We start from the raw sequence: 9,729 nt of genomic DNA on the forward strand, positions 1-9,729 counted from the left end.
TCTTCATGCAAAAATTCTGATTTTTTTTAGTAATTTTTAAATATGTTATACTTTCATAAGTTATAATATAATAGAAAATTTTTAAAGTTAAATTTATTCAACTTTCAATTAGATTTTCAAATTAAATTTGATGAGGTATAATATGAGCAAAATAATTAATATTTTATTGGTTTCACTGCTTTTGCTGCTTTCCATTGGTGCAGTCAGCGCTGCAAATATTGAAAATGGAACCGACTTTATTAGCACTGAAGCCACACAGGGCACTTTGGATGTGTCTGCAGATGAGGGTATTGGTTTAAGTTCGAATGTGGTGGATTCGGATAACTTGAAAGCATCCTCCCATACAATTACCGATGCGAATTTTAATCAGTATTTTGATAAGGATGGAAATGTTGTATCTTCAGCTATTAAAGAAGGGGATACAATCATTCTCGATGGAAGTTTCTCTTCAAAGAGTTTCACTTTCAAAAAGCCGATACATGTTGTTGGAACTTCCACAAACAGCATGAAAAATTCAAGGATTTCTCTTCTCAGTGGAGCTTCAGGAAGTTCTGTAAGTAATTTAAACATTGCAAATACAAACAATGAACTCTATGGAATATTCCTGAACTCAGCCAGCAATTGTGTTGTTAAGGACTGTACCATAAAAAATACAGGAAGAGCTTCCTATGCTATTTGCGTAGCCAATGGGGCAAATTACAATAATGTGACAAATAACGACCTTAAGACCTATGGAATAACATACGGACACGGTACCAGATCAACTCCTACACTGATTCTCAGCGGTTCCCATTATAATTATATTGCAAACAATAAGGTTGAAGTGGATGATGCCAATGGTATATATCTGTCCAGTTATGATGGTGGACCTCTTAAAGGTGGATCTTCCAACTTCAACATAATATATAATAATATAGTTATGTGCAATCCTGAAATATTACCTACATCCTGGAGCTACAATATTCAGGTGATGGGGAATAACAACACTATCAAATCCAATACTGTAATCAGAGGTTACAGAGGGGTCTCCACTGCCGGAAGCGGCAATATTATTGTGGACAATACTATAGTCAACATTACCGGTGCCGATTACAACCATCTCGGTATTGAAGCCGGTGGGGAATATGGAATTGTAGGTGCTTATGATTCAGTCATTAGAAACAATGTCATTATGGACTGTAAAATAATCTCAACAGGCGGTGGAATTTCCGGAATCGACAATTCCATTATTGAAAACAATTGGGTAAACGTATCAAAAGCGGGCAGAGGAATTTCTGCTGCAGGTTCAAACGTTGTTGTCAGAAACAACACTGTTTTCACAGAATTCGGATCTGGAATCTATCAGAAGGATGAAGGCTCAGGCCTTTGGATTGAAAATAATAACGTCACTTCACTTTCCGGTGTGGGCGTATTGATTGAGAGATTAAGCTCCAAAAGAATGCCGTCCAATGTAACTGTCATTTCCAATACCATTAAAACTGGAAATAATGTTGCAATTGATGCAAGCGGTGTTCAATCTGACACCTCAAATATTGATTTAGACTCAAATATTGTGTTTGGAAAGGAAATACATACTCCTGCTGGTGTAATTGACACTTCAAAGCCAACATATATCTTTAAGGGAAAGACATTTACAATCACAAATGACAATTTCGATGAATATATAAATGCAAACGGCGGATTGACAGATCTTGTCAACGACGGAGACATTCTCAATTTCAAGGGCGCTTTTAACAATAAGGTAATCTATATCAACAAGGCCATCAAAATCACTGGTGAAAAGCCTGTATTCTACAATTCAACATTCAAGGTTACATCAGGAAACGTTTTGATTGAAAATTTAAATATCATCAACAAAGCTGCAGAAAGGGTTAACGCATGGGGAATATTCATTAACCAGGCTCAGGGCGTGAGAGTCGTAAACAATAATATTTCCGTAAACGACCCTAAGGCAGCATATGCGGTTTATGTTCTCGAATCAACTTTTGTTGATGTTTGGAACAATAACCTGATGTCTCAGGGTGATTATTTGACATTCACACTGCTTTCATATGCCAGTGAAGACTGTAGTTTTGCAAATAACACAATAAAAACAATCGGAACAGGCGAAGTTTATAATTTCATGCCTGAAAGATGCATTGATGGTAATGAACTGGTAATTGATGGAAAACAATACTGCATTGACGGAAACGAACTCTTTATCAATGGTAAATCCTACTGCATTGACGGCAATGAGCTGGTTGTAGACGGCAAAACCTATTGCATTGACGGAAACGAACTCTGCATTGACGGAAATGAATACTGTATGGATGGAGCACATGTCATTTCGGAAATTTATCAAACCTATGGAATTTTGTTATTATACTCATCAAACAACACCGTTTCCGGAAATGATGTAAACGCCACATCAGATTTGGCAGAAGTGCATTCAACAACAGGCAAGGACAATTCCACAAATTCCATTGTCGGTATTGATTTATACTTCAACAGCCACAACAATGTTTTCTCAAACAACAAAGTCTATGTTAAGGCTAAGGATAATTATATATATGGAATGGGTGTTTTAGGATACAATACAGGTCATAAGGCTCCTGAAGGACAAGGAGCTACAGACAATGTCTTCAACGGCAATGTCATAACTCTTGAAGGTCCATACTTCACAACAGGTCTTATTGTGGGTGCAGAATCTGAAGGAACCATCTTAAAAGATAATGTTATCAATTTGAAATCCGAAGGTGTTTCCTATGGTATTACTTTGGAACTTTCCAGAATGAGTGTGATTGAAAACAACATCGTTTCTCTAAATTCAGAGGTTATCTACGGAATCGAAGCATTGTCATCAGACCGAAATGTCATCACAGGCAATAAATTTAGCACTGCTGCAAAGCAGGTTTACGGCATTTTGCTTTCAAATTCAAAATTTAATTCCATTTCACAAAATGAAATAAATGCCAAAGGCACTGGTGAAAAACTGACAGTTAAAAACCTGGATTCATTGCCTGGCGGAAATGCCGGTGTGTATATCAGGTCAAATTCCACAGGTAACGAAATAGTTGACAATAACATAACTTCAACAAAAGGCTATGCAGTCATGATTGATGCTGAAGCTATAGGCAATGTGATTTCTGACAATTATCTTGACTCTGAAAAAGGTATTGGTAATGCTGCAGTATACGGAGCTTCTGAAAATGATGTTTCAAACAACTACAAATTCATCGCAAATCCAATTGTTAAAGTTAGTGACATCGAATATCTGGGCAAAGGTCAGTTCAACCTCACATTCGGCGAAAATTTAAACGGAGCAATCGTTAAATTTTATGGTTCAGACGGTGAACTAATAGGTGATGCTGTAGTTTCAAAAGGCGTTGCAAGTTTCACTTATGCATTCGACGAATCATATGTTCCTGCAAATTACAGATTCACATCTCAGCTATTTAAGGAAAACTACAAGGCATCCGTATTCGAGCTTTTATTTGAAATAACCAAGGCAGATGCAATAGTGACCTTTGAACCTGTTGCAATCGTTCAGGGGGAAAGCCAAACAATCTCTCTTAGAATTGTCGATTCATTGGGAAATCCTATCAGAGGAGCAAAAGTCACATTTATCAGGCAAAGTATCAGGGACATGATTATGGGCAATGCTGTCTCAGGCAGTGATGGATATGCCAAAATAGTTTATGAGGTTCCGGCTTCACTGGATGCAGGTAAATACACAATGCGTGCAGACATTTCAGGTTTGGATAACTTCAACGATGCAAGCGTTACTTCCGGCTTAACCGTGTTGCCAAGGGCTGATGTGATAATTCAAATCAACAAGAACATATATGTAAAAGGAATATTGGCCACTTTAAAGGATTCCAACGGAAATGCTGTTGCAAATAAAGGTGTATCAGTGAAAATTGGCTCAAACACTTATTCTCTTATTTCAAATAATAAGGGAGAAGTTGCATTGCCTGCTAATGTAAAAGCAGGTTCATATCAGGTAAGTGTCACTTCACTTGCTGAAGGCAAATATTCTGAAAAGGTCAGCAGTTTAAGTGTTCTTGTCGTAAATCCTATAACTGGAGGTAAGGACTATTCAGTCTATTATGGCAATGTTGTTAAATACAAGGTTCGCATATTGAATACAAACGGAAAGGCTGCAGGTGCCGGTAAAATCGTTGTATTCAAATTTAATGGAAAAACTGTCAAAGCTAGAACAGGCAAGTCCGGATATGCAACTGCTTCACTTAAGCTAAAAGCCGGTAAATATGCAATAACCACTTCTTATGCTGGGGTTTCAAAATCCAATAAGATAACCTTTAAGCCAACCTTATCTGCAAAAAATATTGTCAAGAAAAGAGCAAAAGTGGTAAAATTCTCCGCTAAATTGGTTGGCAAAAATGGTAAGATTTTAAAAAACAAAAAAATTGTATTTAAAATTAAAAATAAGAAATATACTGCTAAAACCAACAATAAAGGTGTAGCTACTGCATCTATTAGAAATTTAAACGTTGGTAAGTTCTCCATAACATCAAGTTATGGTGGATGCACAATAAAAAATTCCATTCAAATCAAAAAATAGGGTAACTTTTAACCCTTATTTTACTTTTTTTTCAATTTTTCTTTAATTACATTTAAATATTTTTAAAATAAAGTTTATAATTGGATAGTCAATTAATTTTTATTTTTTATAATTTAGGCTATTATCAATATTATTTAAATGAGGTGGAATTATTAAATCAAAAAGTTTAGTTATTTCATTAATTATGCTTTCAGTAGTGCTGTTATCAGTAGGTGCTGCTTTTGCAGCCGATAATGCAACTGATACTGTCGCAATTGATGATGAAGTAACTGTTGATGAGCCACTTGCTGTTGGGGGAGATGCACAACCAGTAAGTGCAAATGAAAGTACAGCTGTTGTAACAAAAGATAATTTCAACAGTTATTTTGATGAAAATGGAACATTATTGTCAAATGTCACTTCTGATGAATTGAAATTCAGCGGAGACATTTCAGATGTTGGTGTAAGTGCAATTGGCATTACTCGTCCGATTGCAATATCCGGAGACAATGCAGTATTCAACAATGTGTCTATTGACGTATTTGCTAGTGATGTTGTAATTTCTGGTCTTACCATCAATCAGGACACTTCTGGATTTGCAATTGCTGTTTATAATGCAACAAATGTTGAAATTAAAGATTCAACCATTAATTTCAATGCAATAAAAGATTATAATGCATTTGCAATTGATGCAGATAATGCAGATAATTTGAAAATCATGAACAATATCATTAATTATGCCGGTGCAACAACCGGATGGAATTTTAACTATGCAATTCAGGTTACAAATTCCAATAATGCTATAATTAATGGTAACAAGATCAAGGCTAAAGTCATTTCTGCTGATGTTGGTTGGGAAGAAGTTCCTCCTGGAAGTAAAAATTGGGTAAGTACTCCAATTAGTGGAACTATAGTAGTTAAAGATTCAAATGGTGTTGTTTTAGATAGTAATGATATAGATACTACTTATTCTGCTTTTATGGGATCTTACGATACTATATACGCTGTTGATTTTTCAAGAACCTCCGGTACTGTAATTACTAATAACAATATTACTTCAACTGGTAAAAGTTATATCTACGGTATTATTATTTCTGATGATGATTTCACAATAAGAGGTAATAATATTAAATCTACTGCAGAATATTACGCCAATGGTATGGATATTGAAGGTCCTGCTGTGGGTGTTGTAGAAGACAATGTCATTGATGTTAAATCTGGCAGCAGTGCTTATGGTATTTATTCAGGTATGAACGGTGCTGATGTTAATGCAAACTATACTGGTAATGAGATTACCGGTGAAGCATACAACATCTTTGGTTTTTCAATTGGTGATGTTTCAAGCAATGTTGTAAACAACACTGTTTTAATTAATGGTAATTATACAACTGGTATGGCTTATAGAGTTTCATCCTTATCTGCTACTGGTAATAGAATTGTTTTAACTTCTTCTGAAAAAGGTAATGAATCCATTTGGGAAGGATTTGGTGTTGAAGCTGTCGGTATTAAAGTTATTAAAGGTGCTGCTAATATTGCTGATAATGTAATTGCTGGTCCTGGTAAAGGTGTTTCATTCACAGGCAATCAGACTAATGTAGTATTAAAAGACAATATGATTAATACTGTAGCTAACGATGATAAAGATGCTTATGCAATTTATGCAAATGATAGTGCTGTTTTAGAAATTGTTGACAACAATATCGATTATCAAGGTGCAACTAAAGGTATCGGTATTAATAATGCTGTTTATCTTTATGAAACTGATGGTGCTGTTATTAAAGGAAATAAATTTGATTTAGATTTGATTTCATGTTATGTGCCTTGGGCTGAAGTGCCTTCAGGTAGTGGTAATTGGGTAAGCTTCCCTATTTCCGAAGGTATTGTTGTTGAAAGTTCTAACAATGTTACTTTGGATAATAATACAGTAAATGTTCAATATACTGATGTTGTTGGATCTTATGATACTATATACTCTGTTGTCTTCAAAAATTCCAACAATAGTGTAATTTCAAAAAATACTATTGTATCTAATGGAAATACTTATATCTACGGATTACAAATTACCGGTGATAATTTCAATATTAACTCAAATGATATTAATACAACATCCAATTACTATTCTAACGGTATTGATATCGAAGGTCCTGCTAGTGGAGTTGTAAAAGAAAACGGAATTTCAGTAATATCTCCTACTTCCGCTTACGGAATTTACTCCGGTATGAATGGTGCTGATGTTAAAGCAAATTATATTGGTAATGATATTACTGGTGATGCATATAATATATTCGGATTCTCATTAGGTGACGTTGAAAGTAATGTAATCGATAATGATGTTATTCTTTCAGGTAATTATACTACTGGAATTGCATACAGAGGATCTAATTTGGTAGTTGACAACACCAAAATTTCCGCAAAAGGTTCCAATGTCGGTAATGAATCTATTTGGGAAGGTTTCGGAGTTCAAAATATTGGTATTAAAGTTGTTAAAGGTACTTCTACAATTACAAATAACAATATTCAAACTACTGGCGATTCAACTATTAATTTAACAGGCAATGTTGCAACTGTTAAAGATAACTATTTAAGAAGTGCTAATAATGTAGGTGCTTTTACTATTGTTGAAGCAGATAACGCTACTATTTCAGGCAATGACCCTAAAGTAAAAACCAAAATCGTAGTTGCATCTTCCAAAACTCTTTACTTAACAGTTATCAAAAAAGGATACTACTATCAAATAAAATTAGTTGATGCGAATAATAACCCATTGGCAAAGAAAATAGTTTCAATAAACTTTGATGGTAAAACCAGAGCTTACCCTACAAATGCACTTGGTGTAATCAAATACAAACTCTCAGCATCTAAAATAGGAACTAAAAAGATGACTATTAAATTTGCTGGAGACGAGTATTACGCAGCAAAAACTGCTACCGCAACTATTAAAGTTATTAAACAACCTACTAAATTATCTGCTGCTTCAAAAGCTTTCAGATCCAATGTTAAAGTTAAAAAATATGTTGCAACTTTAAAAGACAACAAAAACAAAGTAATTAAGAAAGCTAAACTTACCTTAAGAGTTAACGGTAAAACATTTAAAGCTACCACCAACGCTAAAGGTCAAGCAATTTTCAAAATTACCAAATTAACTAAAAAAGCTTCCTACAAAGCAGTAGTTAAATTTGCTGGTAATGGATATTATAAAGCAGCTTCTAAAAATGTCAAAATTGTAGTAAGATAAATAGAGATTTTTAATCTCTATACTTTTTTTTATTTTTCATGTAGATGCATGAATTGACTTTCACTCTTTTTCAATTAGCTATTATTTTTACTGATTTTTACATTCATTTTAACAAATCTTTTTCGATATGTCTATTGTTTAATTAATCAAATCTTTTAGTATATTGGTGCAAAATTTCGATTGAAAAACTGCATTTTTTTATTATTTTCATTTATTGAAAAAATATATTTTAGACATCTACATTGGCGCATTCAAAATGAGTATTTTCTAAATGTCAATGAAAAATAATCTATTAAAGATATAATTATTCTAATAAAAATTAGCAATGGTGTTAGTTTAATTTCATCTAAAATTAATATGGTGGTGGGAAAATAAATTAGCAAAATTGCTAATCTATTTCATTGCATCCTTGACCCTGTCAAAGATTCCTTTTTCAACTTTTTTTATTTCATCGCCGCTGATTTCGGCGAATTCTTTAAGCAGATCTTTTTGTTTTGAATTTAATTTCTTAGGAACAACTACAGTCACTGTAACATACATGTTTCCTCTGCCGGCATGCCTATATGAGGTCATACCTTGCCCTCTTAGTTTGAACACTGTTCCGCTTTGTGTACCAGGTGTGATTTTGAATTCAACTTCTTTTCCTTCAATGGTTGGAATGCTTATCAAATCACCCAATGCTGCTTGAGGGAAACTGATTTGTTGTTCGTAGTATAAGTGATCTCCTTCACGGCCAAATTGCTTATTTTGTTTAATGTGGACAGTAACAATCAAGTCTCCTTCAAGACCAGGTGCTTCACCACAGTTTCCTTCACCGGAAACTCTTAAGTGATTACCTTCATCGACTCCTTCAGGAATTTCAATTTTGATTGTTTTGGTTTTTCTTTTACTGCCTTTACCATGACAGTCAGGACATGGTTCTTTAATGATTTTACCTGTTCCTCCACAGGTTCTACAAGGCCTTACATTTACCATTTGGCCTAAAAAGGTGTTGCTTACTTCTTTAATTTGCCCTGTTCCTCCACATGCTTTACAGGTTTCAGGTTCCACGCCAGGTTTGGATTTGGACCCATTACATGTAGGACAGAGTTCACTTCTGGTAATCTTAATTTCTTTATCGCATCCAGTATATGCTTCCTCTAAGGTAATTGGAACTTCAGTATATATGTCTGAACCTCTTTGAGGTCCAGTTCTGCCACGGCTGCGATTTCCTCCACCAAAACCGAACATATCGAATATGTTTCCGATATCGAATCCCTGGAAAATGTCTTCGAAGTTTACGTTCTGATAGAAATCTTCTGCAGTAAATCCGTCCATTCCTGCATGACCAAACTGATCATATCTTTGACGTTTTTCATCATCAGACAAGACAGCGTAAGCTTCGCTTACCTCTTTAAATTTTTCTTCAGCATCTGGTTCTTCACAAACATCTGGATGGTATTTCCTGGCTAATTTACGATAAGCTTTTTTTATTGTCTTTTCATCTGCAGATTTATCCACTCCAAGAACTTCGTAATAATCTCGCTTGTCTGCCATTTATTCACCTTAATATGATAATTTAAAAAAATAGATAGAAAAAATAATAGTTTTATCTGCTGTTAGTCTATTGATTGATTCTGATTTCTGATTTTATTATATTTCCTAACAACTTATAAAACATTATTATTAATTCTAGTCTTTTACTTCATAGTCTGCATCAATTGTGTCATCATTTGCGTTGTCTTTAGCACCTGCATTAGGGTCTGCTCCAGCACCTTGTTGAGCTTGTTGTGCTTGTTGTGCTTGAGCTTCAGCTTGTGCTTGTTGATAAACTTTTGCACCAATTTCTTGAATTACATTGGATAATTCATCAGACTTTGCTTTAATGGCATCAACGTCATCGCCAGCTATGAGTTCTCTTAATTCAGCTACAAGTCCTTCGACTTTAGTTTTTTCATCTTCAGATACTTGA

3 protein-coding genes and 1 pseudogene are annotated in these 9,729 nt (G+C 34.5%); 2 read left to right on the forward strand and 2 right to left on the reverse strand.

Annotated elements, in window-relative coordinates:
• The first annotated feature begins 142 nt into the window (after positions 1–142).
• A complete protein-coding gene (locus QZV68_RS05990) occupies positions 143–4,564 on the forward strand; it encodes a right-handed parallel beta-helix repeat-containing protein (RefSeq protein ID WP_296879534.1) in 4,422 nt (1,473 codons plus the stop codon).
• 184 nt (positions 4,565–4,748) lie between these two features.
• A complete protein-coding gene (locus QZV68_RS05995) occupies positions 4,749–7,778 on the forward strand; it encodes a hypothetical protein (RefSeq protein WP_296879536.1) in 3,030 nt (1,009 codons plus the stop codon).
• Between the two features lie 393 nt (positions 7,779–8,171).
• Here QZV68_RS05995 and dnaJ read toward each other — a convergent pair whose 3' ends face one another.
• Entirely contained in the window at positions 8,172–9,314 is a 1,143-nt protein-coding gene (gene dnaJ, locus QZV68_RS06000) for a molecular chaperone DnaJ (RefSeq protein WP_296879538.1), read from the reverse strand.
• Positions 9,315–9,449: 135 nt separating this feature from the next.
• Positions 9,450–9,729, reverse strand: a pseudogene (gene dnaK, locus QZV68_RS06005) (molecular chaperone DnaK); the annotation flags it as partial.

Source organism: uncultured Methanobrevibacter sp., assembly GCF_902801725.1.
Taxonomy (GTDB): Archaea; Methanobacteriota; Methanobacteria; order Methanobacteriales; family Methanobacteriaceae; genus Methanocatella.